The sequence below is a fragment of the Proteiniclasticum sediminis genome (assembly GCF_018128025.1).
In the GTDB taxonomy this organism is placed as follows: Bacteria; Bacillota; Clostridia; order Clostridiales; family Clostridiaceae; genus Proteiniclasticum; species Proteiniclasticum sediminis.
The window spans coordinates 247,240-271,340 of sequence record NZ_JAGSCS010000001.1 but is presented as its reverse complement, the minus strand read 5'-3'; the positions used below and the strand labels follow the sequence as shown (position 1 = coordinate 271,340).

Genomic DNA, 24,101 nt, shown 5'->3' with positions numbered 1-24,101 from the left:
GAGCTAGACCATGAAACTGAAAACCATGAGTGTCACCGACCTCAATGCCTATATTAAGCGAAGCCTCGACAATGACTTCATTCTCAATAACCTCACGGTGCTGGGGGAGCTGTCGAACTTCAAAGCTCACAGCTCCGGCCACCTCTATTTTTCCCTGAAGGATGAGAATGCGAAGATCAACGCCGTCATGTTCCGCAGCGATGCCGAACGCCTGAAAATGGTACCCAAGGACGGGATGAAAGTCGTGGTCCGCGGCCGGGTCAGTGTATATGCCAAAGAAGGCAGCTATCAGCTCTATGCCCAGTCCATGGAGGAAGTGGGCCTAGGGGAAATCTATCAGGAATTTGAGCGGAACAAGGCAAGACTGATGAAGGAAGGGCTGTTTGACGAAGACATCAAGCGGCCCCTTCCGCCCTATCCGGAAAAGATTGCCGTGGTCACGTCCCCCACGGGGGCAGCCATTCGGGATATCATGAACGTGGCCTCTCGGCGCAATCCCGGAGTATCCCTCGTCATCTATCCCACCCTGGTCCAGGGGGAAGAGGCCCGGAAGAGCCTGGTAAACGCCCTGGAACGCCTTCGGAGCCGGAAGGACATCGATCTTGTCATTCTCGCCCGGGGCGGCGGAGCCATGGAAGACTTGGCGGCCTTCAATGATCTGGATCTGGCCTATGCCATCCGGAAAAGCCCGGTGCCGGTGATCACGGGCATCGGCCATGAAGTGGACTTCACCATCGCCGATTTCGTCGCCGATCGCCGGCTGGCCACCCCTTCCCAGGCTGCGGAGGTGGCAATCCCCGCCCTGGAGGAAATGCAGCGGGCCCTCCGTGCCCGAACCCAGCATCTGCAGGGGCTCTACACCGGAAAGATCCGTGTGCTCCAGGCTCAGCTCCAGGGCAGAGCGGAGCTGTTGGCGAAAAACAGTCCTAAAATGATGCTGGCCCAAAGTTTCCGCCAAGTGGAGGAAAGCAGGGAAAAGCTGGATCAGATCCTTCAGCGCCGGATCGAGAAGAGCCGGTCGGAGCTTTTAGGGGCATGGAATCTTCTCCAGGCCCACAGTCCCCTGAAGATTCTCGATAAGGGCTACGCCCTGGTGTACGGGGAAAGCGGGGAGCTTCTCCGAAGCGTAACCCAGCTGGACCAGGCCAAGATCCTCACCATCCGATTGCGCGATGGTCAACGAACTGTGGAGGTGCGAAGAACCGATGAAAAAGAAAACCGGATATCAGGAACTGATGAATAAACTGGAAGAGATCCTCGCCGCCCTGGAAACCGGGGACATCTCCCTGGAGGACGCCATGCTCAAGTATGAGGAAGGGGTTGCCCTGACCAAGGAACTGCAGGCGATTCTGGCGAAGGCGGAAGAAAAAGTAAAAATCATGGACGATGAGAAAGAAGTGGAGTTTTAGATGCTGAAAGAAATGAAAACCATCATCGATGGTGCTATTCTGAATTACTTTCAGAATTTGCCGGACAATAGAATCCATGAGGCCATGGCCTACAGCATGAACCTGGGCGGAAAGCGCCTGCGTCCGGCGCTGGCCCTGGTCATGGCGAAGATCTATGATGAGGACCCTGAAGAGATCCTCCCCATGGCCCTGGCCCTGGAGATGATCCATACCTACTCCCTCATCCATGACGATCTGCCGGCCATGGATAATGATGATCTGCGCCGGGGTAAACCCACCAGTCACAAAGTCTTCGGGGAGGCTCTGGCGATCCTTGCCGGGGACGCCCTCCTCAACGAAGCCATGAATGTCCTTTTGGAAACCTATGCAGCGAAGGGCCCCCGGGGCGCCGCAGCTGCCCTACACATCAGCCGCTCCGCCGGCCGGGAGGGGATGATCCTGGGCCAGGTCATGGATCTGGAGCATGAGACCCGCCGGGCAAGCTATGAGGAACTCATGGCCTGCCACCGGGAAAAGACCGGAAAACTCATTGCGGCGGCCATTACGGCGCCGGCGATCTATTTCGGGGCTGACCCGGAGGAAACCGCGAAATTTCAGGCCTTTGGGCTGAAACTGGGACTGGCGTTCCAGATTCAGGATGACATCCTGGACAAGACCGCCACGGCGGAAGTCCTGGGCAAGAGCATCGGGAAGGATGAAAAATCCGGAAAAACCACCTACGTGGAGCTTTTTGGAATCGAGAAGAGCAAGGAAATGGCCCGGGAGGCCACCCTGGAATGCTTAGACATTCTGGCGGGGATTCCCCGGGATACCCAGATCCTTGCCGACCTTGCCAAAACCCTCATGGAGAGAAGTTATTAGGAGGGAAAGAAGTGGGAATACTGAAGGATGGGTTCAAGGCCCCAGAGGACATTAAAGCTTTGTCCCTGGAGGAGCTGTATATGCTGTCGGAGGAGATCCGGAGCTTCCTCGTGGAGTCCGTGTCGAAGACCGGCGGCCATCTGGCGCCCAATCTGGGCGTGGTGGAACTCACGGTGAGTCTTTTTAACGTGTTCGATCTGGAAAAAGACAAGATCATCTACGATGTGGGACACCAGTCCTATGTCCATAAAATCCTCACGGGACGCAAGGATGCCTTTGGCACCCTGCGCCAGTTTGAAGGGCTCAGCGGATTCCCCAAGCGGGAGGAAAGCCGCTATGACATTTTTGACACGGGCCATTCCTCCACGTCCATCAGCGCGGCCTTAGGCATTGCCCGGGCCCGGGATTTGAAGGAAGAGGATTTCCAGGTCATCGCCGTCATCGGGGACGGCGCCCTCACCGGGGGCATGGCCATGGAGGCCTTAAACGATGTGGGGGACAAAAAGACCGACCTCATCATCGTCCTCAACGACAACCAGATGAGCATCTCCCGGAATGTGGGCGGCATCAGCACCTATCTTAGCCAGTTCCGGGGGGATCCCGGCTATGAGCGGGCCAAGAAGGAAGTCCAGGAGCTCCTGGACCGCATGCCCCTCGGGAAAAGCATCAACAAATCCGTGGACAAGGTCAAGGACGGCATCAAGTCCATGCTCCTGCCCGGCATGCTCTTCGAAAACATGGGGCTCACCTATCTGGGTCCCGTGGACGGCCACAACATCAAGGAGATGTCCAAGGTGCTGAAGGTGGCCCGGGATATGAAGGGGCCCAAGCTCGTCCATGTCATCACGAAAAAAGGGAAGGGCTATGTCCGCAGCGAGCAGCATCCGGAGATGTTCCACGGGGTGCCGCCCTTCAACACGGATAACGGCAAAGCCAAAGCCCAGGGAAAAACCACCTACTCCAAGGTTTTCGGCACCACCCTCATGGAGATGGCGAAAAACAACCGGGACATTGTGGCCGTGGTGGCCGCCATGCCGGACGGCACGGGGCTCACGGGCTTCAAGGAGCTCTACCCCAAGCGTCTCTTTGACGTGGGCATTGCCGAGCAGCATGCGGTGACCCTGGCGGCAGGTCTCGCCGTGGGCGGAATGAAGCCCTATGTGGCCCTTTATTCCACCTTCCTGCAGCGGGCCTTCGACCAGGTGGTCCATGACCTCTGCATCCAGAAGCTCCCCGTGACGCTGTGCATCGACCGGGCGGGGCTGGTGGGCGATGACGGGGAAACCCACCAGGGCATCCTCGACCTCTCCTTCCTGACCCCCATCCCGAATCTCACGGTCATGGCGCCGAAAAGTCTGGATGAGCTGAAATACATGCTCTACTACTCCGAAACCTTTCCGGGACCCTTGGCCATCCGCTATCCCCGGGGCGGGGATCCGGAGGATTTTGATCTGCCCCCGCTGAAGACCTTCACCCCGGGGAAGTTTGAGGTGCTGGCCGAAGGAAAAGACGGCTATCTCTACGCCACAGGAAAAATGGTTCAGAAGGGACTAAAAATCATCCAGCGGCTCCAGGCAGAAGGGCTGAGCTTTGGTCTGGTCAATGGCTGCTTCATCAAACCCGTGGACGAGGCGCTGATTCTTCAGCATCTGGAGGCGGGAAAATGCATCGTGACCCTGGAGGACAATCTTCTCCATGGGGGCTTTGGCAGCATGGTGCTGGAAGCGGCCGCCGGGCACAAAAAAGCCGGACGCATCCTGCCCTTGGGCTTTAGGGACACCTTTGTGGTCCAGGGCAGTGTGGAAAAACTTTACGAGAAATACGGGCTGGGGCTGGAGACCATCACCGCCCGGATCCGGAAATTTGCAGGTGAAAAGAATGAGTGACAAGGAACGGCTGGATGTGCTCCTGGTGGAACAGGGATTCTATGAATCCCGGGAAAAAGCCCGGACGCAGATCATGGCGGGGAAAATTTATGTGGACGGCCAGAAGGCCGACAAGCCCGGAACCAAGTATCTTCGCAGCGCCGACATCACGGACCGGGGCGAAAAAATGCCCTTTGTTTCCCGGGGCGGGTATAAGCTGGACAAGGCCGTGAAGGCCTTTGCCATCAATTTGAAGGGGAAAACCTGTCTCGACATCGGCGCCTCCACAGGAGGGTTCACCGATGTAATGCTCCAGAGCGGTGCAGCAAAAGTCTTTGCTGTGGATGTGGGCTACGGGCAGTTTGCCTGGAAGCTTCGGACGGATCCTCGGGTGGTCTGTCTGGAGCGGATGAACTTCCGCTACGCCACCCGGGAAGACATCCCCGACGTCATCGATTTTGCCGCCACGGATGTCTCCTTTATCTCCATCATGAAGATCATCCCCCCCGCCATGAACCTCATGGGGGAAGACGGGGAGATGGTGGCCCTCATCAAGCCGCAGTTTGAAGCGGGACGGGAGAAGGTGGAGAAGAAAGGCGTCGTGAAGAAACGGTCCACCCATGAAGAGGTGCTCCTCACCATCACGGACTTTCTGACGAAGAGCGGGCTCGTCATCTATGGGCTGGACTTTTCCCCCATCAAGGGGCCTGAGGGGAACGTGGAGTTTCTCGTCTACTTCGGAAAGCAGCCGAAGGATATGCCTTTGAACCTCAGCCAACGCATCCAGGACGTGCTGGATGAAGCCCATGCCCTGTAAGCAGCAAGGAGGGGGAACCATGAATCGGATTGGCATTTACAGCAATGAAAAAAAGGACCCCACGGGGGAATACCGGGAAGAAACCCTGAGCCGCCTTCGGGAGGCTCTGCCGGACGCTGCCGTTTCTCAAGTTTCCCGGAAAGAGGACGTAGAAGGTCTGGATCTCCTCCTGGTTCTCGGCGGGGACGGCACGCTCCTTTCAGCGGCGCGTCTCTCCTATGGCTGCCAGGTGCCCCTTTTAGGGATCAACATCGGCTATCTGGGGTTCCTCACGGGGACAGATCTGGAGGGCCTGAAAGAGGCCTTGACAAAGGTGGAGGCCGGTCATTTCGTCATCGAGGACCGGATGATGCTGGAAGCCCGGGTGGAATGCGAAGAAGACCCCAAGGTTTACACGGCGCTGAACGACGTGGTGGTCCATAAAGGTGCCTTGGGCAACATCATCTATTTCGAGCTCTATGTGGACAAGGATTTTGCCAACAGTTACCGGGGGGACGGCATCATCATCACCACACCCACGGGATCCACGGCGTACAATCTCTCCGCCGGAGGCTCCATCATGTCGCCCACGGTGGAGGCCATGGGCATCACCGCCATCTCGCCCCACACCTTCGGCATCCGGAATCTCATCGTCAGCAGCAGCCAGGAGATCCGGATCAAGATCGGCAAAAGCAATGAAAACTACTTCCTTTCCGTGGATGGCCAGGAGAATCTGAAGATCACGGAAGATACCACCATCGCCATCCGGAAAGCACCCATGTCCTGCAAAATCCTGCGTCTGGACGATTACGACTATTATGACGTCCTGCGCAAAAAAATGATTAATAAAGCTATGAATATTCAAAGGGGGGAATAAGTTGAAAATCGACCGACGAAGCAAAATGCTGGAAATCATCGCCCGTAAAGACATTGAAACCCAGGAGGAACTGGCTCAAGAACTGCGTGCAGAAGGGTTCAACGTCACCCAGGCCACGGTTTCCCGGGACATCAAGAATCTGCAGCTCATCAAAGTCTTAAGTTCCAGTGGCCGGTACAAGTATGTGGCCAACAAGGAAGAGAACAAGGACACCATCGGAAAGCTGGTGACCCTGCTTTCCCACACCATCCTGTCCGTGGAGAACATCGACAAGATGGTGGTGGTACGCACCATCACGGCGGCGGCGTCCACAGCGGCAGAAGCCATCGATCAGCTGGATCTGGCGGAAATCGCGGGGACCATCGCCGGAGACAACACCATTTTTATGATGGTACGCTCCGAAGAGATGGCGGTGCAGATCGTTCGAAAGATTTCCGAGATGGTGGGGAAGTAGCATGTTGCTTCAGCTGAACGTCAAAAATTTCGCCCTCATCGATGCTTTAGACCTGAACTTTGAAGCGGGCTTCACCATTCTCACCGGGGAAACGGGAGCAGGAAAGTCCATTCTCATCGACTCCATCAACTTTGTCCTGGGAGAAAAGTTCAACAAGGAGTTCATCCGCACCGGAGCAGAAAGCACCTCTGTGGAGGCCGTGTTCACCACGGACCCTGCCGCGGAAAGGATTCTGGAAAAGCTGGGGATTCCCGTGGAGGAGGTCATCATCTTTTCCCGGGAAAGCTTCGTCAATGGCCGAAACAGCGCCCGGATCAACGGCAAAACCGTACTGGTCAGCGTGCTGAAGGAAGTGGGCAAAGAGCTTCTGGACATCCACGGCCAGCACAATAACCAGAACCTCCTGGACAATACCAAGCACATGGAGTATCTGGACAGCTTCGCCGACCTTTTCCAGTCCCCGGAGGCCATCGCTTATACCCGGGAGTATGACCATCTTCGGGCCCTGAGGGAAAGACTCCAGGAGCTCCAGGGGAGCAAGGACCGGGAAAAGCTTCTGGATTATCTGCGCTTCCAGCTGGAAGACCTGGATAAAGCCAAGCTCAAGGTGGAGGAGGAGGCGGAGCTTCTCGCCCGAGTCTCCATGCTGAGCCATGCCGAAAAAATCTCACTGGGCCTTTCCAGCGCCCATGAACTCCTGGCACAAGAATCCGGGATTCTGGAATCCCTGGCGGCGGCCCTCCATGGCCTGAAAGGCATCGAAAAAGTCTATCCCCAGGTGAAGCCTTCCCTGGAGAACCTGGAAGGCGCCTACTTTGCCCTGGAGGAAACCTCCCGGGAGCTGGGCGGCGCCATGGAGAACGTCTACTATGACCAGGATGAGCTCAATGAGGTCAATGAGCGCCTCTACACCTACAGCACCATGAAGAAGAAGTACGGCCCCGAGGTCACGGATGTCCTGGCCTATGGGGAGAAGATCCGAAAGCAGTACGAAGATCTCGTCAACGCCGAGGAGCTGATCCAGGCCACCGAGAAAGCCATGGCGGAGTCCAGGCGGAAGCTCTTCGTTTTGGGCAAAGCGCTCCACGAGCTTCGGGTGGCGGGAGCGAAGGCTCTCAGCCAGAAGATCAACCGGGAACTGAAGTTTGTGGGCCTGGAGAAAGCGGAGTTTGACGTGGCCGTGACGGCTACGGAGACTCTCCATGCCACAGGCATCGACGACGTGGCCTTTCTCATCTCCACCAATACAGGCGAACCCCGCAAGGCTCTCGAAAAGATCGTCTCCGGCGGTGAGCTCTCCCGCATCATGCTGTCCATGAAGGTGGCCTTCATCGACAAGGATAAGACCCCTTCGGTGATCTTCGATGAAATCGATACCGGCATCAGCGGGCGCATCGCCGAGGCCGTGGGGGAGAAGATGTATGCCCTCTCCGGCGCCTTCCAGGTTTTCTGCGTCACCCATCTCCCCCAGATCGCGGCCTTTTCCGACCACCACCTGGTGGTGGCCAAGGAAGAGGACAAGAAACGCACCTTCACCCGGGTGGTTTCCGTGGACCTGGAGGGCAAGGTGGAAGAGCTGGCCAAGATGATCGGCGGCCGGGCCATTTCCGAACCCACACGGCAAAATGCTCGTGATATCATCGAAAAGACACAAGATATCAAAAAGAAATACAGGGTTTAAAAACCGTGGAAAATAGCGTATAATTCAAGTATTATCTCCCCAGGACTCAGATTTGAGGATTAAAGAGCAGGCAGGTGTAACATGAACAGACAAATCAAAGTAGTCATTGCCGATGACAATGAGGATATCAGCAACTTACTCCGGGAATATCTGGGCAGTGATCCGGACATCGAGATCACCGGTGTGGTGAGAAATGGTCTGGAAACCCTGAACGTGGTGAAGGAAAAGAAACCCGATGTGCTGCTGCTGGACATCATCATGCCGCAGCTGGACGGCCTCGGGGTGCTGGAAGCCCTGAAGAATATGCCGGACAAGCCCATCATCATTGTCTATTCCGCCATCTCCCATGATAAGGTCACCAATACCGCCATCACCCTCGGCGCCGACTACTACATGGTGAAGGACATCGACATGAAGCTCCTGAAGAAGCGCATCAAGAGCTACTTTGGCCAGGATGCGGCGGACCACCGCGATGAGGAGACCAAAGAAGATCATCCCGTATCCGGCAGTGCCGAAGGCGGAAAAAAGCCGGACTTAGCCACGGAGCTCTCCAACATTTTGCAGGAATCGGGAATTCTTCCCCATATCAAGGGCTATCAGTACCTGCGGGAAGCCATCCTGGAGGTCATTGAGGATGTGGAGCTACTCTCGGCGGTGACGAAGGAACTCTACCCCAACATTGCGGTGAAGTTCAACACCACCTCGTCCCGGGTGGAGCGGGCCATCCGTCATTCCATTGAAGTGGCCTGGAACCGGGGACAGCTGCAAAACATCAACAATCTCCCGGGATTCAACGTGAATTTTGACAAGGGAAAACCCACCAACTCGGAGTTCATCGCCCTCATCAGCGACAAGTTCCGTCTGGGGATCAGCGTCTAAATCCGCGGGACACCCCGTAGGTTCATGAACAATATTTGAACTTTGCCCGATAAAGAACCGCTCTTCCCGGCGCAGTCTTATCAACTGCGCCGTTATCGTGTAAAATAGAGATGAATGGAATACCCTCAACCGTTTCGAGACCCCGGATAACTCCATGGGTCTTTTTGTATCTCCATATCCTGCGAAGGAGGACGATTATGGAATTCATGGAAGATACCCTGACGAAAAATAAACTGTACCAAGGGAAAATTATTACCCTGGAAACCCAGGAGGTGCTTCTTGCCGACGGCAAACAGGCCTTCCGGGAAATCGTCCGTCACCCCGGCGGCGTCTGCATTCTCGCCCGGGACGAGAAGGACCGGATCCTTCTGGTCCGGCAGTTTCGAAAGCCCATGGAGGAAGCCTATCTGGAGCTTCCTGCGGGAAAGCTGGAAACGCACCTGACGCCCGAAGAGAATGCCAAAAAGGAGCTGGAGGAGGAAACCGGCTACCGCTGCGGCTCCCTGGTGTACCTGGGCGCCTATGCCTCGTCTCCGGGCTACAGTGACGAAATGATCCATCTCTATCATGCCCAAGACCTCACCCCAGGGGTCAAGGGCGGCGATGAGGACGAATTCATCGATCTCATCCGACTCTCCGATGAGGAGTTTGTGAAAGGACTGCGCCTAGGCGTCATCAAGGATCTGAAAACCGTGGCGGCCTATACGCTGAGTAAGCTGCTATGAGAGAGGATTTGCTCCAAGCCTATCTGGAGGAACTGAAGCGGGAAGGAAAGTCAGAGAATACGCTGGACGCCTACCGTAGAGATCTGGTCCGCCTCTTGGCCTATCTGGAGGAGGAAGCCCTGGAGCTGGAGGAGTTCAATGAAGTGGAAGTCTCCAACTTCATCAGCTACCTTCTGGATCAGGAGATGTCCCGTTCCACCATTTCCCGGCATCTGGTTTCCGTCCGAAATTTCTACAAGTATCTGCGGAAAAAGAACCGCATCGTGGAAGCCCCGATCCTCTTTTTCGAACTGCCGGAAATCAAGCGGAATCTTCCGGAAGCCCTCTCGGTGGAGGAAGTGGAACGCCTGCTCCAGGCTCCGGATCTTTCGCAGCTGAAGGGAAAACGAGACAAAGCCATTCTGGAGCTTTTGTACGGCGCCGGGCTCAAGGCGTCGGAGCTCTTGGATCTGACGGTGCGGGACGTGGATCTTTCCCGGGGCTATGTGTCCATCCGGGGGAAAAAGAACAAGGAGCGGCTCATCCCCATCGGGTCCTTTGCCGTCGCCAGCCTCCGGGAGTACCTGGAGTCCCGCAAAGATCTGGTCCTGGGCTCTTCCGTGCTCTTTCCCTCCCAGCGGGGGGAGAAAATGACGCGGCAGGGACTTTGGAAGATTTTTAAAGACTATGCCCAGAGCTCCGGCCTCGATGGCAAAATTAATCTCAATTCTCTGCGCCATTCCTATGCGGTGCATCTTCTGGCCGGAGGCGCCGATCTCACCACGTTATCTACCCTTTTGGGCCATAACGACATCAAGGCCACGGCGGTCTATCTGAAACTGGTGAAAAACCGAAAACTGAAGGAAGTCTACGATGAAGCCCATCCACGGGCGTAGGAGGTAATGAATGATGAAAAGAGCAATACTGATTGTACTGGATTCTGTGGGGATCGGCGAAATGCCCGATGCTCATCTTTATGGCGATGTGGGGTCCAACACCCTGGGCAACATCGCCAAGGCTGTGGGCGGCATGGAAGTTCCCCACCTGGAGGCCCTGGGTCTGGGCAATATCGCCCCCTTGGAGGGCGTAAAGCCCCAGGATCCCCCCCAGGGAGCCTATGGAAAAGCTGCGGAGCTCTCCGTGGGCAAGGATACCGTCACTGGGCACTGGGAAATGGCCGGCGTTATCCTGGAAAAGCCCCTGAACACCTATCCCGAAGGCTTCTCCAAAGAAATCATGGATGCCTTTGAAGCGAAGATCGGACGCAAAACCCTGGGCAATGTGGTGGCCTCCGGTACAGAAATTATCGTGGAGCTGGGCGAGGAGCACATGCGCACCGGTTACCCCATCATCTACACCTCGGCAGACTCCGTGTTCCAGATTGCCGCCCATGAGGAGATCATCCCCCTGGAAGAACTGTACCGCTACTGCGAAATCGCCCGGGAAATGCTCGTGGGGGATTGGCAGGTGGGCCGCGTCATCGCCCGACCCTTTGTGGGCGAACCGGGTAACTTCCAGCGGACGGCAAACCGCAAGGACTATGCCCTGGATCCCTTCAACAAGACCATTCTGGAGTATGTGAAGGAAGCAGGTCAGAACGTCATGTGCGTAGGAAAGATCGAGGACGTGTTCAACAAGATCGGCGTCACCCATGCCATCCACACGAAGAACAATCTGGAAGGTGTCGAAGAGACCCTGAACTATCTGGACGCCAACCTGCCAGGGCTCATCTGGTCCAATCTGGTGGATTTCGACATGAAGTTTGGTCACCGCAACGACTATGAAGGCTACTATGCCTCCATCCGGGAGTTCGATCGGGAACTGCCGCGTCTTCTGGAGAAGATGGGGGAGGAGGATCTCCTCATCATCACCGCAGATCACGGCTGCGATCCCACCACCGCCTCCACGGACCATTCCCGGGAGTATATTCCGATCCTGGTCTACGGCCAGTCTGTGCGTCCGGGAGCGACCCTGGGCATCCGCAGGACCTTCTCCGATATCGGCAAGACGGTGCTGGAGTATCTCGGGGTGGAGAATACCTTGTATGGGGAAAGCTTCCTTCATGAAATTCAGAAATAAAGGAGACAACCATGGAATTTAATATCGCACGAATTGATCATATTATCGAGCAGCTGAAGGCTAAAGTTCCCTTTATACCGGAGGTCCTGGTGATCCTGGGCTCCGGCCTGGGCGACATGGCTGAACAGGTGGAGGAGCCCATCGTCATTCCCTATGGGGAGATCGAGGATTTTCTCGTCTCCACCGTGGAAGGCCATGCAGGACAGTTTGTCTTCGGCACCTACCAGGGCAAGAAGGTCGTCATGATGCAGGGCCGTTTCCACTACTATGAAGGCTACACCATGAAGGAAGTGACTCTTCCGGTCATGGTCATGCGTCGGATGGGCGTCAAGAACCTCATCGTCACCAATGCCTGCGGCGGCGTGAACCTGAGCTTTACGCCCGGGGATCTCATGCTCATCACCGATCACCTGAACTTCACCGGAAACAATCCCCTCATGGGCAAAAATATCAGCCAGCTGGGTCCCCGGTTTGCGGACATGTCCAGGGTCTATGACCGCGGGCTTCAGGCCCTGGCACAGAAGATCGGCCAGGAGGAGGGAGTTCCGCTGAAGAAGGGCGTCTATGCCATGTATACGGGTCCCAGCTATGAAACTCCGGCGGAAATCAAGGCCTATCGCACCCTGGGCGCCGACGCCATCGGCATGTCCACCGTACCAGAGGCCATTGTGGCCAACTGGTCGGGCATGCGGGTGCTGGGCGTCAGCTGCATCACCAACATGGCAGCGGGAATCCTGGATCAGCCCCTGAACCATCAGGAAGTCATTGAAGTCTCCGCCCGTGTCCGCGGACGGTTCATCACGCTCATTTCGAACGTCATCAAGGAGATGTAGACATGCATATTTTGGAGATTATCGAGAAAAAGAAGAAGGGGGTGGAACTCACCCCGGCGGAAATCGGGTTTGTCATCGAAGGCTATACTAAGGGCCGCATTCCGGACTACCAGATCTCCGCACTGCTCATGGCCATCTATTTTAAAGGCATGACCCCAGCGGAAACCAATGCGCTGACCATGGCCATGGTGGAGTCGGGGGATCAGATCGATCTGTCGTCCATCGAAGGCATCAAGGTGGACAAGCATTCCACCGGCGGGGTGGGCGATAAGGTCAGCCTCATCGTCATCCCCTTAGTCGCGTCCCTGGGCGTTCCCGTGGCGAAGATGAGCGGAAGAGGATTAGGGCATACGGGGGGCACCATCGACAAGCTGGAGAGCATTCCCGGCTTTAACATCGAGCTTTCCATGGCCCAGTTCATGGAGAATGTGAACCGCTACAAAATGGCCATCGTGGGGCAGACGGGGGATCTGACACCCGCGGACAAGAAGCTCTATGCCCTTCGGGATGTGACCGCCACCGTGGACAGCATCCCCCTCATCGCCAGCTCCATCATGAGCAAGAAGATCGCCTCCGGCTCCGATGCCATCGTACTGGATGTCAAAGTGGGCAACGGCGCCTTCATGAAGACCCTGGAGGATGCCCGTAAGCTGGCGAAGGCCATGGTGGCCATCGGCAACGGATTGGGCCGAAAGACCGTGGCTGTGCTCACCAACATGAACGAGCCCCTGGGCCATGAAGTGGGCAATGCCAATGAAGTAAGAGAAGCCATCGAAGCCCTGAAGGGCAAAGGCAGCAAAGACCTGCTTCAGGTGGCCGTGAGCATCGCAGCCCAAATGGCGGTGCTGGGTGAAGCCTTCTCCACTTTGGAAGAGGCCAAAGAAGCGATTATCACGAAGATTGCCGATGGGACAGCCCTGGAGACCTTCGTGCTCCTGGCCAAGATTCAGGGCGGAGATCCGGAAACCATCCGTCATCCGGAGCGTTTGCCCCAGGCGAAGCGATCCATTCCTGTGCGGGCCACATCCTTTGGTTATGTCCATGAGATCAAAGCCGAGGAAATCGGCACCGCGGCCATGCTGCTGGGCGCCGGTCGGGAAACCAAGGAGGATGTCATTGATTACGCCGCGGGCATCAGCCTGGAAAAGAAAGCCGGGGATCCGGTGAAGGAAGGGGAAGTCCTCTGCAGGCTCCTCACCAACCGGGAGAACTATGAGGAAGCGTACCAAAAGGCGCTGGAAGCCTATGTGATTTCTGCGGATGTGGCTAAGCCCATTCCGTTCATTCTGGATGTCATTGGCGAATAGCAAGGGAGAAACAGGACACCCCAAGGAGGAAACTCTCGGGAGGGTCCTGTTTCCTTGTTCGGGAAAATTCGCTATAATGGGAAAGGAATGAAATGAAGGAGGGAAGGCATGGAGAGCTTAACGATCAACATCACGAATTTTGAAGGGCCCTTTGACCTTCTTCTGCACCTGTTAAAGGTGAATAAAATGAAGATCCAGGAGATCCAGATCTCCGAGATCACCAGCCAGTATCTGACGTATCTTCACAGCATGCAGGAGCTGGATATGGATGTGGCTTCGGACTTCCTTGTCATGGCGGCGACGCTCCTGGAGATCAAGTCCCGGGAGATGCTTCCCAAGTACAAGGAAGCGGTGGATGAGGAGGAACTGAAAGAAAAACTGGTGCTCCGCATTGAGGAGTACGAGGTCTTCAAGGAGATGGCCGAAACCTTCGAGGAACGGTTCCGTTTGGATCAGGTGATCCTCACCAAGCGGGCGGAGACGATCCCCCAGGAGGAAGTGCCTCTTTCCGAGCTCCTTCGGGGGGTCACCATGGAGAATCTCTACCTCACCTATACCAGTCTCATGAATCGCCAGAAGGAAAAACTCAATCGGAGCTTCAGCAGGCCCAGGAAACTGGAACGGGAAGAGTTCAAGATCGAGGACAAGATGGAGGAGCTGGAGCGGTTTCTCTATGCGAACAGTTCGGTGAATTTCAACGCGCTGCTCCAGAAGAGCCGTTCCAAAGCCGAGGCCATCGTCATGTTTCTGGCGGTGCTGGAGCTGACCCGCAATCGGCGGATTCGGATCTCCCAAGAGGATGTATTCTCGGAGATCATCATCGAAAAGGGGGAAAACGATGGAAGATAACTTATTTACCGCCACGGGCACACCGGATCCCATGGATAAGGAGGGGCTCATGAGCGCCCTGGAAAGCCTTCTCTTTGCAGCGGGAGAGCCCGTGAAACGCAGTGACTGCATGCGCATCCTCGGAATCAGCGAAGGCGCCATGGAGGAGATCCTCACCCTATACCGGCAGGATCTGGAAGCCACAAAGCGGGGGATTCGCCTCCTGGAGCTGGAAAACCGGCTGCAGCTGGGCACCAAGGAAAGAAACACAGTGTATCTCAAGGAGCTTTTGGGGGTCAATGAGCGTCAAAGTCTTTCCAAAGGAGCCCTGGAGTGTTTGGCCATCATCGCCTTCAAACAGCCCGTGACCCGGGTGGAGATCGATGAAATCCGCGGAGTGAACAGCGACTATGTGCTGACCAAGCTCCAGGAGAAGGGCCTCATCAAGGGCGTGGGCCGTAAGGACGCACCAGGACGGCCGAAACTCTACGGGACCACCGATGAGTTCCTCATTCAGTTTGGCTTCAGCTCGCTGAAGGAAATGCGCAAGGAGAATCCTCTGCCGGAGAAGCTGGTGGAGATGGACCTGAGGAAGAAGGAAATGGAACAGGAGTCCCTGGAACTCTTCGAGGAAGATGAAAATTAAGCCCGCCCTATAAACGCGCAGGATGTTGAAATGCCCCGGATCCATCGAAGGATCCGGGGCATTTTCGCTGAAGATGTGGGCTAGAGGATGAGCTGAGGCTCCGCCACGGGCTTCAGAAGCCCGGAGGGCTGGAAATAGCTTTCCGCCTTTTCTCGGAACTCCTTGTAGAAGGAGAGCCGAACCTTGGAGTAAGACTCCAGGTGATCATATAGATTTTCCGAGACCAGCTGGGGGTTTCGGCCAATGACTTCCATGACCATCATCCGGGTGCACTGGGCAATGACGTCTTTCATCAGCGCTTCCTCGGCGTACCCCAAATGGTGTTTCGTCATGACTTTTTGGATGAAGCAGAGGAGCTTCAGCACTTCCTGGTCAAAAATAGCCTCTTCGTTCTTATGGCTAAAGAGAGTCCAGTGGCCGTCCTTGCGGTCGCTTTCCACATCCTGCAGATCATCCAGGAGCTGGAGGAAACAGCCGTATCCGAAGGTGAAATCCATTTCCGTTTCCGTCAGCTCGCCTTTCACCAGGAAAGCATCCGCCAGGACGGAGCTTCCGCCTTTATAGAAACTGATGGGCAGGGAGAGCTGGGGGGAGAGCTTGGACTGGCTATCCTGGGCCATGCTGGCGCTTTGGGCATCCTGGATGAGGAGCAGGCTGTCATAGACCTCCGGAAAGCGAATCCGGGAAAACTCCTCTTCGATATTACGGACCATCTGGAAGATTTTGTCTTCTTCCGGGGTGACCTCCTCCACGGGATTCCCCTGGAGAACCTGCTCCAGCCGCTGGTTGAAGCGACGCTTCGCCGCACTGGAAATGGTGGGGTCATCCAGATAATTATCCGTATAGGGATAGAGCATGCTGTAGGAAAATACCGAAGGCGTCAGCTGCACGGGAAGATCAAAGAGGAGCTGTAGAGAGTTCATGATCCAGACATTGCGCATGGCCTGGAAGAGGTCCATGAACTGGAACTGCGGATCATGGGCCCGGGCGGCCCGGAAGAATCCTTTGGTAGTGTCCAGATACCCTTTTTCCAGAAAGAGGGTGAGGAAGGGACGGTCAAAGAAAAGCTTCTTCCGATCCAGTTCCAGAAGGATTTCCCGGAAAATGAACTCCACCTGGGCTTGTTCCTCCACGGAGAGTTCCTGGGGATCCTTATCCTTCCAGGGCTCCAGTTTCTTGAAGCATCGCTCCATGAGCTTACGGATTTCCCGCTCAAGATAAAGTTTTTCGATGCGCGAGACTTTCTTCAGCCCCTGGAAAGGATTTTCGCAGCAGGCCGAAAAATCCTCCATGGCTGAGGCCTGAAGCTGTCCAACGAGCAGGAGATCTTGAGTCTGGTTCATGGGCATTCCTTTCCAGCATTTTTCCGCTGAACTAACGTTGCATTTCACGATAGTCTAACGATAGCAGAAGAAGATAAAGAACCGATTAAAATTTGGTTGAATTTCGCTGAGTTTTCTCGACAAGGCTATAAGGTTTCCCAGTATTCCTTCAGCAGCAGGCCGTCCTTCTCCAGGATGGGGCTTTCGCAGATCACCACGCCTCCGGCGTGGAAAGCCTTCAGGGCCTGGAGACAGGCTTTATACTGAAAATCACTTTCTTCAAAGGGAAGATGGTTTTTCTCGCCCTTGGGACCATAGTGGATTCCGGACAAATGAAGATGGAGGTCCTCCAAGGCTGACTGACCCAGGCCTTCGCCAATCTGTTCCAAAATCCGGGCGAAGTCTTCGTAGGTCTTCAAGATCCCGTTATAGCGGGCATGGATATGGGAAAAGTCCACACAGATTCCGCAAGTGGGGATGGTTTGGCTGATGGCGATGAGTTCCTCGAGATTGCCAAACTGGGTTTCTTTTCCTGTGGTTTCCAAACGGTAGGTCACGCCGAGATCCGGGAGGGTCTCCAGTTCGCGAAGAATATTCTGCAGCGTGATCTCCCGGGTATCCTGAAGGTAATAACCCGCATGGAAGACCAGGGAACGCCCCCCTACAGAAGCCAGGGCGGCGGCGCCTTTGAGAATTCTTTCTTTACTCGCTTCGCGTTTTTCCGCATCCTCGGCATTGAGATTAATAAAATAGGACCCATGGGCCGAAAGATAGATCTCGTGTTTTTCTTTCATGGCGAGGATTCCGGGGCGGTTCTTGTCCGTGACGTTGACACTTCGGACAAAGGGGAGCTCCATGGCATCCAGTCCGTAACTCCGGAGATATTCGATCCCCTCGGGGTAAGTCATTTTGCGATCTCCATGGGGGATTCCGGAGATTCCAAAGCGTAATTTCTGCATTTTTTCACCTCATTGTCCGATAAACTCCTCATTTATCGGATAAACAAACGATTAAACAACAAACAGTTAACATAATATTTATTATGGAGAAGAACTTATTGTAAACTTCTCTGCCAAAATTCAGTTCTTATATTATAATATAGATGTATGAAAAAAATAACCCTATAGTAATAAAGAAGAAAGCGTAAATCGAAGCGAAGATGGAGGAAATGGACGATGGAAGGCAATCGCGATGATCTCATGCGAATCATCCAAAGCAGATATCCTAAACTGAGCAAAGGGCAGAAACTCATTGCAGAATTTATTCTCAAGCATTATGACAAAGCCGCATTTTTAACTGCGGCGAAACTGGGCAGCAGCGTGGGGGTCAGTGAATCCACGGTGGTACGATTCGCCATCGAGCTGGGGTATGAGGGGTATCCGGAACTGCAGAAATCCCTGCAGGATCTGGTGAAGGTGAAGCTGACCACCGTGCAGCGACTGGAACTGACCCATAATCTGGTGGATACGGAGAATGCCCTAAAGGGAGTGCTCAAAGCGGACATGGAGAATATCCGCTCCACTTTAGAGAAGATCAACGAGAAGACTTTCGATGAGATGATCAATGCGATTTTTGAAGCGCGGAACATCTACATCATTGGACTTCGAAGCTCCAACACCCTGGCAGATTTTCTGGCATTTTACCTGAATCTCTTTTTGGAGAATGTCCGTTCCGTCCATCAGGGATACAGCGATATTTTTGAACAGATGATCAAGCTGAATGAGAAGGACTTGGTCATCGCCATCGGATTCCCGCGCTATTCCCAAAAAACCATTGAAGCGCTGGACTTTGCCAAGGAACGAAAAGCCAAAGTCTGTGCCATCACCGATAGCCTTCTTTCCCCCTTGGCCGCCCGGGCGGACTACAGCCTCATTGCCCAAAGCAATATGGCTTCCTTTGTAGACTCCCTCGTGGCGCCCCTGAGCGTCATTAACGCCGTCATTGTCTCCGTGGGGATGAAGAAAAAGGAACAGGTGGGAGAAGTCTTTGGTATTCTTGAGGAAATTTGGGCGAAACACGATATCTTCAACTAAAGTGTTCACCTTAATTTCATGCATTTCGTGAAGTTTTCGGCCGAATCTGCATGATTTTCTCAACTAAATTCTGCATTGTTCATTCCTTCTTTAACGATGTAAAGGTTTTTATAAGAAGTTGTCAAAGTTGCCTCATCTAGTGAAAAGCCCAGCAAATCATTGTAAAATAAAGGTATAACTCAAGTCTGCCTTAAGAAAACCAATAAATTTTGGGGGTAAAGAAATGGTTAGTACAATGCTCAGCTCGACGGAATACATCGAGAAAATCATCCTTGAGGTGAAAGCGAAAAACCCACATGAGGCTGAATTTATTCAGACTGTGGAAGAAGTTCTGCCAACACTGAAACCTGTGTTTGACAAGTATCCGGAATACATCCGGATGAATCTCCTGGCTCGCTTTGTAGAACCGGAAAGACAGATCATGTTTAAGGTTCCATGGGTCGATGACAATGGGATTACACAGGTCAACCGAGGATACCGAGTACAGTTCAATGGAGCCATCGGGCCTTTCAAGGGCGGACTTCGCTTCCATCCTTCCGTGACCCTGTCCATCATGAAGTTCCTGGGCTTTGAGCAGACCCTGAAAAATTCTCTCACCGGACTGCCCATCGGCGGCGGCAAAGGCGGATCCGACTTTGATCCCCGTGGAAAATCCGACGGTGAAGTGATGCGTTTCTGTCAGAGCTTCATGACGGAGCTTTATCGCCACATCGGAGCCGATGTGGACGTTCCCGCAGGAGATATCGGGGTAGGCGGCCGCGAAATTGGCTACCTGTTCGGACAGTTCCGCAGAATCAAGGGGAATTATGAAAATGGCGTCTTGACCGGAAAGGGCATTCCTTACGGCGGATCCCTCATTCGTCCCGAAGCTACGGGCTACGGCATCGTCTATTTTGCCAATGAAATGCTGAAGCATGAAGGGGATACCCTGGTCGGAAAGACCATCGCTTCCTCCGGATTCGGCAACGTCACCTGGGGAGTTTGTCAGAAAGCCACGGAAATGGGGGCCAAAGTGGTCACCTTATCCGGACCGGATGGATATATCTATGATCCCGATGGCGTCAACACACCAGAAAAGATCAACTACATGGTGGAAATGAGAAATTCCGGCCGTGACAAGGTGAAGGATTACGCCGATAAGTTTGGCGTGGAATTCTTCCCGGGCGAAAAACCCTGGGGAAGAAAGGTGGACATCATCATGCCTTGCGCCACCCAGAATGACATCCATCTGGAGCATGCCCAAATGATCGTGGCCAACGGCATCAAGTACATCTGCGAAGGCGCCAACATGCCTTGCACCAACGAAGCCGTGACCTATATGATGAGTAACGGCATGGTTGTCGGACCCTCCAAGGCGGCCAACGCCGGAGGCGTTTCCGTCTCTGCACTGGAAATGTCCCAGAACAGCATGCGTCTGTCCTGGACCGCCGAAGAAGTGGACACCAAGCTTCACCAGATCATGGTCAACATCCATAAGAATGCCAAAGATGCCGCAGAATTCTATGGCTTCGGCTACAACTTGGTGGCAGGCGCCAATATCGCCGGATTTGACAAGGTAGCCAAGGCTATGGTTGCCCAGGGGAACTTCTAAATCCTACGCTACGCTCGAAAAGGCTTGCATACGTGCAAGCCTTTATTTTATGATGATAGGGAAATTGAGCAGTCCTTTTGACTGCATGAGGGAGTGTAAATTTTGAAGATCGTCGTAATCGGAGGAGGCCCAGCGGGTATGATGGCTGCCATCGCGGCAGCAGCCCACAAGGAGCATCAGGTCATTCTATTGGAACGGAATGAAAAACTGGGAAAGAAGCTCTTCATCACGGGCAAAGGTCGCTGCAATGTGACCAACAACAAGGATATTGGAGAGTTTTTCGAGAATATACCCCGCAACCGGGAGTTTCTCTACAGTGCGCTGTACAGCTTTACCAATGAGCAGCTCATGGCCTTTTTCCGGGAACGGGGACTGGAACTGAAAGTGGAAAGGGGAGACCGGGTTTTTCCGGCTTCCGATAAAGCCTTTGACGTCACCGATGTTCTGAAGGAAGAGCTGCTTCGGCGTCATGTGGAAATTCACTATAGAACGCTGGTCACGGATCTGCTCCTAGAAGGGCGTAAGATCAAAGGACTCGTCACCAATGAAGGGCAGATCCGCGGAGACTGGTTTATCTTTGCAGGAGGCGGAGCCTCCTACAGCGGCACCGGTTCCGATGGTACGCTGCATCGCTTGGCTAAACGGGCAGGACACCGGATCATCGACATGAAACCGTCTTTGATCCCTTTGGTGGCCACAGACAGCTTTCCGAAAGAGCTTCAGGGGCTGAGCCTTAAAAATATCCGGTTCACCCTGGTGGAAAAGGGGAAAACCAAGTTCTCCGATGTGGGAGAGATGCTCTTTACCCACTTTGGCGTCAGCGGTCCGCTGGTCTTGTCGGCTTCGGCCTACTACCAGGGGGGCAATGCCACCGGGATCATCGACTTGAAGCCAGGGCTCCAGGAGCAGGAACTGGACCTGCGTCTGCAAAAGGATTTTTTGAAGTTCCAGAATAAGGATTTTCAGAATTCCCTCCATGAACTCCTGCCCAGCAAGCTGATTCCGGTCATTGTCCGGCTGTCGGGAATCGCACCGGATAAAAAGTGCAACAGCATTTCCAAGGGAGAACGTCAGCAACTGGTGAAGCTTCTGAAAGGCCTGGAGGTCCACATTACCGGCGCAAAATCCCTCAATGAGGCGATTATCACCCGGGGAGGCGTGGATATCAAGGAAATTGATCCCAGCACCATGAAATCCAAACTGGTGGACAATCTCTCCTTTGCCGGGGAAATGATCGATGTGGATGCCGTCACTGGCGGCTTTAATCTCCAGATTGCCTTTTCCACGGGTTATCTGGCGGGAGGTTCCCTGTGATCGCCCTTCGTGGGGCCACCACGGTGACGGTGGACACCCCGGAGGCCATTGAAGAAGCAACACTGGAGTTAATGGACCAGCTGATGGCGGTCAATACCCTCCAGAAGGACAAGATGATCAGTATTCTCTTCAGCGTCACCGCCGATGTGAAAAGCGCTTATCCCGGGAAGTTCCTCAGGACCCAGCGGGGGATGGGGGATGTGCCGCTTCTTCATTTCCAGGAAATGCATGTGGAGGGATCCCTTCAGCGCTGCATTCGGGTGATGATTCATTATCAGGAGGAAAAGAACCCCATTCATGTGTATCTCCGGGAGGCAAAAATCCTGCGGCCGGATCTTTCGCGAGACTCCCGCTGAATAAGAACGGAGTCCATGAAAAATCCATGAAAATTCACGCATGAGATGTATGGCTTAATTGTGTAAAATAGAGTATAATATTTTAGGTAGTGTTCAGAGGTCTAAATTTTTAGAGTTTTGTACTTTCTGAAAACAACGATAATATATTGTGAACCTGTTTTTTGGGAATCCCGATTTATGTTATAATTCAGGTGTTCACCAAATAACGAACACGCAGGGAGCACGTATGAAAGAGATAATTCGAGCCGCCAATTCAGGATTCTGTTTTGGAGTCGGTCGTGCAGTGGATGAAGCATTCACCATCCTGCGGCCGGAAGGCAAAACCTACACAATGGGACCGCTGATTCATAACCGGGATGTCACCGGGAAGCTCACGGACCAGGGGATCAGGGAAATCACACCGGAGTTCATTCCGATGCTGAATCCTGAGGATACGGTCATTATCCGTACCCATGGCATATCCATGACCCTCTATGATGAACTTAAGGCGAGGGGTGTCGAGATCATCGACTTAACCTGCCCTTATGTTATAAACATTCAGAAGAAAGTCAAAGAGTACCACGGCAAGGGGTACAAAATCATCATCCTGGGCGACTTGAACCACCCAGAAGTTGTCGGTATCAATGGGTACTGTGAAAACAGCGCTTATATTACCAAGGATGGGACCATTGACATTCCGCTGAAGGGAAAAATCTGCGTGGTTTCCCAGACCACGGAGAAACAGTCGAACTGGCTGACGCTGATCGGCAATGTGGCCAAGACCGCCAAGGAGTTTGTTGCTTTCAACACCATTTGCAAAGCGACCGAAGACCGTCAAAAGTCTGCGGAGGAACTCTCCAAGGAAGTCGATGCCATGATTGTCATTGGAGGGAAGTCCAGCTCGAACACCACAAAACTCTATGAAATCTGCAAAAGAAACTGCGCCAATACCTTCCATATAGAAAATGCGAAGGAACTTGACGCAATCAGAGAAAAAATTAAAGATGCGGTGAAAATCGGGATCACCGCTGGTGCATCCACACCTGAATGGATAATAAAGGAGGCAATGGAAAACTTATGATGGATAACAACAACATTGAAGCAAACGAGACAGAAATGTCAATGCAGGACCTTATGGATCTCTATGAGAAGCCTGTGAGAATTGGTCAGATCATCAAGGGGAAAATCATCCAGCTCGATGAGAAAGAAGCCATCGTGGCTTTGGTGGGAGCCAGCCATGACGGAAAGCTCGTCATCGAAGAAGCTTCAGCCGGTTCTGACGGAACCTTGGCAGAAGTTCTCCAGCTTGGACAGGAGATTGAAGCAAAAGTCATAAGACGACCACAAGAAAACGACTCTTTCTTTATTCTCTCCATGGTGGAAATGCACAGAGAAGAAGCAATCAGAGATCTGAGAGCAGCATTCGAAAACAATCAGACCGTGAAGGTTAAGGTTAAGGATGACGTCAAGGGTGGTGTCGTCGCATCTTATCTGGGACAGCGTGTCTTCATTCCTGCATCCCATCTTGAACTGCACAGCGTCCGTGACCTGTCCGTATACAAGGATCAGGAACTGGATGTCAATGTCATCGAGATTGAAGAAAAGAGAGGAACCACCAGAATCGTGGCTTCCCGCAGAAAGAAGCTCCAGGAGGATCGTGCTTCGCAGGAATCCGCCGCATGGGAAGGCTTCGTTGTGGGCCAGATCATGGAAGGCCGTGTGGAGAGACTTACCGATTTCGGTGCTTTCGTCAATGTCAATGGCGTAGACGGACTTCTCCATGTATCTGAAATCTCTTATGGCAAAGTGGCTAAGCCCAGCGATGTGCTAAAAGTCGGCGACGAGGTCAAGGTCAAGGTCATTGCCCTGGACAACGAGAAGAAGAGACTTTCCCTGAGCATGAAGGCTCTGGCTGAGAATCCCTGGAACCATATCGAAGAAAAGTATCCTGAAGGCAGTGTCGTTCTTGGCAAGGTCGTAAGATTCACCGATTTCGGTGCATTTATCGAACTGGAGCCCGGCGTAGATGGACTTGCCCACATTTCACAGCTGTCCCACAAGAGAGTGGAGACTCCTTCTGAAGTGCTGACCATCGGCGAGACCGTCAAGGTGAAGATTCTGGATTCCTCTGAGGAAAACAAGAAGGTTTCCCTGAGCCTGAAGGCCATCGAATAAGAAAATACATCAACTGCTGCTGGCCCGTAAAAAGGCAGCAGCAGTTTTTTTATGTCGCCATGGGCATTTCGGGGGATTCTCGTGATTTTCCAAGGGTTTGGTGTTAAAATGA

At 53.8% G+C, this 24,101-nt stretch carries 22 protein-coding genes and 1 pseudogene; 21 read left to right on the top strand and 2 right to left on the bottom strand.

From position 1 onward, the window contains the following. Positions 1–10: 10 nt before the first annotated feature. The 16 genes from xseA (at position 11) to scpB (ending at position 15,219) form a co-directional block, all read left to right on the top strand. The gene (gene xseA, locus KCG48_RS01240; protein ID WP_211799464.1) at positions 11–1,243 is read left to right on the top strand and encodes an exodeoxyribonuclease VII large subunit; all 1,233 of its coding nucleotides are present in this window, start codon (positions 11–13) and stop codon (positions 1,241–1,243) included. Continuing rightward, positions 1,206–1,409, top strand: a complete 204-nt coding sequence (xseB, locus tag KCG48_RS01235; RefSeq protein WP_211799463.1) for an exodeoxyribonuclease VII small subunit — start codon at positions 1,206–1,208, stop codon at positions 1,407–1,409. The genes xseA and xseB overlap by 38 nt, the downstream gene beginning before the upstream one ends. After that, the gene (locus KCG48_RS01230; protein WP_211799462.1) at positions 1,410–2,270 is read left to right on the top strand and encodes a polyprenyl synthetase family protein; all 861 of its coding nucleotides are present in this window, start codon (positions 1,410–1,412) and stop codon (positions 2,268–2,270) included. It begins immediately after the preceding gene. A gap of 11 nt (positions 2,271–2,281) precedes the next feature. Next, entirely contained in the window at positions 2,282–4,156 is a 1,875-nt protein-coding gene (gene dxs, locus KCG48_RS01225) for a 1-deoxy-D-xylulose-5-phosphate synthase (RefSeq protein WP_211799461.1), read from the top strand. Beyond that, positions 4,149–4,952 carry a TlyA family RNA methyltransferase gene (locus tag KCG48_RS01220; protein ID WP_211799460.1) on the top strand — a complete coding sequence of 268 codons (804 nt, stop codon included), beginning with the start codon at positions 4,149–4,151 and terminating at the stop codon, positions 4,950–4,952. Before dxs ends, KCG48_RS01220 begins: the two co-directional genes overlap by 8 nt. 19 nt (positions 4,953–4,971) lie before the next feature. Then, complete coding sequence (locus KCG48_RS01215; protein WP_211799459.1) at positions 4,972–5,808, top strand: NAD(+)/NADH kinase; 837 nt, start codon at positions 4,972–4,974, stop codon at positions 5,806–5,808. A 1-nt stretch (position 5,809) separates the two neighbouring features. Then, positions 5,810–6,262: an arginine repressor gene (locus tag KCG48_RS01210; protein WP_211799458.1), complete on the top strand. Its 453-nt coding sequence runs from the start codon at positions 5,810–5,812 to the stop codon at positions 6,260–6,262. Position 6,263: 1 nt separating this feature from the next. After that, positions 6,264–7,943 carry a DNA repair protein RecN gene (gene recN / locus KCG48_RS01205; protein ID WP_211799457.1) on the top strand — a complete coding sequence of 560 codons (1,680 nt, stop codon included), beginning with the start codon at positions 6,264–6,266 and terminating at the stop codon, positions 7,941–7,943. An 81-nt stretch (positions 7,944–8,024) separates the two neighbouring features. Continuing rightward, the gene (gene spo0A, locus KCG48_RS01200) at positions 8,025–8,822 is read left to right on the top strand and encodes a sporulation transcription factor Spo0A (protein ID WP_211799456.1); all 798 of its coding nucleotides are present in this window, start codon (positions 8,025–8,027) and stop codon (positions 8,820–8,822) included. A 197-nt stretch (positions 8,823–9,019) separates the two neighbouring features. Next, positions 9,020–9,547 (top strand): NUDIX hydrolase, encoded by a 528-nt coding sequence (locus KCG48_RS01195; RefSeq protein WP_211799455.1) that lies wholly within the window; start codon positions 9,020–9,022, stop codon positions 9,545–9,547. Next, positions 9,544–10,422: a tyrosine recombinase gene (locus tag KCG48_RS01190; protein WP_211799454.1), complete on the top strand. Its 879-nt coding sequence runs from the start codon at positions 9,544–9,546 to the stop codon at positions 10,420–10,422. The genes KCG48_RS01195 and KCG48_RS01190 overlap by 4 nt, the downstream gene beginning before the upstream one ends. 10 nt (positions 10,423–10,432) lie before the next feature. Continuing rightward, positions 10,433–11,605: a phosphopentomutase gene (locus tag KCG48_RS01185; RefSeq protein WP_211799453.1), complete on the top strand. Its 1,173-nt coding sequence runs from the start codon at positions 10,433–10,435 to the stop codon at positions 11,603–11,605. Between the two features lie 11 nt (positions 11,606–11,616). Continuing rightward, the gene (locus tag KCG48_RS01180; RefSeq protein WP_211799452.1) at positions 11,617–12,438 is read left to right on the top strand and encodes a purine-nucleoside phosphorylase; all 822 of its coding nucleotides are present in this window, start codon (positions 11,617–11,619) and stop codon (positions 12,436–12,438) included. A gap of 2 nt (positions 12,439–12,440) precedes the next feature. Then, positions 12,441–13,745 carry a pyrimidine-nucleoside phosphorylase gene (locus tag KCG48_RS01175; protein WP_211799451.1) on the top strand — a complete coding sequence of 435 codons (1,305 nt, stop codon included), beginning with the start codon at positions 12,441–12,443 and terminating at the stop codon, positions 13,743–13,745. A gap of 108 nt (positions 13,746–13,853) precedes the next feature. Further along, positions 13,854–14,594 carry a segregation and condensation protein A gene (locus tag KCG48_RS01170; protein WP_211799450.1) on the top strand — a complete coding sequence of 247 codons (741 nt, stop codon included), beginning with the start codon at positions 13,854–13,856 and terminating at the stop codon, positions 14,592–14,594. Beyond that, on the top strand, positions 14,584–15,219 hold the full coding sequence (gene scpB, locus KCG48_RS01165) for an SMC-Scp complex subunit ScpB (protein ID WP_211799449.1): 636 nt from the start codon (positions 14,584–14,586) through the stop codon (positions 15,217–15,219). The genes KCG48_RS01170 and scpB overlap by 11 nt, the downstream gene beginning before the upstream one ends. 80 nt (positions 15,220–15,299) lie before the next feature. Here the strand turns inward: scpB and KCG48_RS01160 are convergent, their stop codons facing one another. Next, on the bottom strand, positions 15,300–16,562 hold the full coding sequence (locus tag KCG48_RS01160) for a hypothetical protein (protein WP_211799448.1): 1,263 nt from the start codon (positions 16,560–16,562) through the stop codon (positions 15,300–15,302). Positions 16,563–16,687: 125 nt separating this feature from the next. Then, entirely contained in the window at positions 16,688–17,500 is an 813-nt protein-coding gene (locus KCG48_RS01155) for a TIM barrel protein (protein WP_211799447.1), read from the bottom strand. A 216-nt stretch (positions 17,501–17,716) separates the two neighbouring features. Between KCG48_RS01155 and KCG48_RS01150 the strand changes: the two genes are divergently transcribed. The 5 genes and pseudogenes from KCG48_RS01150 (at position 17,717) to KCG48_RS01130 (ending at position 23,989) form a co-directional block, all read left to right on the top strand. After that, on the top strand, positions 17,717–18,574 hold the full coding sequence (locus KCG48_RS01150) for a MurR/RpiR family transcriptional regulator (RefSeq protein ID WP_211799446.1): 858 nt from the start codon (positions 17,717–17,719) through the stop codon (positions 18,572–18,574). A gap of 235 nt (positions 18,575–18,809) precedes the next feature. Then, positions 18,810–20,165: an NADP-specific glutamate dehydrogenase gene (gene gdhA, locus KCG48_RS01145; RefSeq protein ID WP_211799551.1), complete on the top strand. Its 1,356-nt coding sequence runs from the start codon at positions 18,810–18,812 to the stop codon at positions 20,163–20,165. Positions 20,166–20,264: 99 nt separating this feature from the next. After that, positions 20,265–21,479, top strand: coding sequence for a BaiN/RdsA family NAD(P)/FAD-dependent oxidoreductase (locus KCG48_RS01140; protein ID WP_211799550.1), 1,215 nt, complete (start codon positions 20,265–20,267; stop codon positions 21,477–21,479). Continuing rightward, entirely contained in the window at positions 21,476–21,835 is a 360-nt protein-coding gene (gene aroH / locus KCG48_RS01135) for a chorismate mutase (protein ID WP_211799445.1), read from the top strand. The genes KCG48_RS01140 and aroH overlap by 4 nt, the downstream gene beginning before the upstream one ends. Positions 21,836–22,061: 226 nt before the next feature. Beyond that, a pseudogene (locus tag KCG48_RS01130) lies at positions 22,062–23,989 on the top strand (bifunctional 4-hydroxy-3-methylbut-2-enyl diphosphate reductase/30S ribosomal protein S1). Positions 23,990–24,101: the final 112 nt, after the last annotated feature.